Genomic DNA, 1,296 nt, shown 5'->3' on the forward strand with positions numbered 1-1,296 from the left:
ACCTCACTGCCCGAGTACATGGTCCCGGCCGCGTTCGTCACCCTGGACACCATCCCCCTCACCACCAACGGCAAGGCCGACACCCGCGCCCTCCCGGCTCCGGACCTGGACGCCTTCACCACCACCCGCTACACCGCCCCCCGCACCCCCGTCGAGGAACGCCTCGCCGCCATCTGGGCCGACGTCCTCGGCCTGGCGCAGGTCGGTGTCGAGGACAGCTTCTTCGACCTCGGCGGCGACTCCATCCGCGCCGTCCGCCTCGTCGGCGCCCTGCGCGCCGCCGGCTACGACATCACCATCCCCGACGTCTTCCAGCAGCGCACCATCGCCGCCCTCGCCACCACCGTGCCCGGCAACACCACCGGCACATCCCTGATCACCGCCGTCCAGCCCTTCACCCAGATCTCCGACGACGACCGCACAGCCCTCCCCAGCGACATCGTCGACGCCTACCCGCTCTCCCAGATCCAGACCGGCATGCTCGTCGAGATGCTCGCGGCACAGGGCGGAAGCACGTACCGGAACATCAACTCGTTCCGCCTCCCGGACGAGCTGTCGTTCTCGCTCGATGTCCTGCGCCACGCCGTCGACACGGTGGTGGCCCGGCACGACATCCTGCGCACCTCGATGCACCTGGACGGGTACAGCCAGCCCCTCCAGCTCGTCCACGCCACCGCCGAGGTCCCGATCAGCACGCACGACCTGCGCGGCCTGACCGAGACCGAGGTGGCGGAGCGCACGACCGCCTACGTCGAGCAGGAGCGCGCGGCGGGCTTCGACCTGACCGCCGCCCCGCTGCTGCGGATCGCCGCGCACGTCGAGTCGGACCAGGTCTGGCGCCTGACGTTCAGTCACATCCACGCCGTCACCGAGGGGTGGAGCTACCACACCCTGGCGATGGAGATCGTGACCCTCTACCGCAGTCTGCGCACCGGCGAGGAGCCGGCCGCCTACGAGGTGCCGGCGGTCCGCTACGCCGACTTCATCGCCGCCGAGCAGGAGGCTCTCGCCGACCCGGCGACCCAGGCCTTCTGGCAGCAGGTCGTCGACGAGCACGACCCCATGGTCCTGCCCGAGGCCTGGGGCGAGGGCGAGCGCGGCGGGCACGAGCGCCACGGTGTCCCGGTCCCCTTCCTGGACCTCAAGGACGGACTGACCCGACTGGCCGCCGAGGCGAAGACCTCGATCAAGAGCGTGCTGATGGCCGCGCACCTCAAGGTGATGGGCAACCTGACGGCCGAGGACGCCTTCCACACCGGCGTGGTCTACCACGGCCGCATGGAGGCCCCCGGCGCC

1 protein-coding gene is annotated in these 1,296 nt (G+C 71.0%); it reads left to right on the plus strand.

The features are described from left to right. The coding region (locus ACFVYI_RS42430; RefSeq protein ID WP_387895479.1) for a condensation domain-containing protein at positions 1-1,296 on the plus strand (1,296 nt) is incomplete at both ends.

Origin of the sequence: Kitasatospora sp. NPDC058218, from assembly GCF_042882445.1 — a bacterium.
Taxonomy (GTDB): domain Bacteria; phylum Actinomycetota; class Actinomycetes; order Streptomycetales; family Streptomycetaceae; genus Kitasatospora.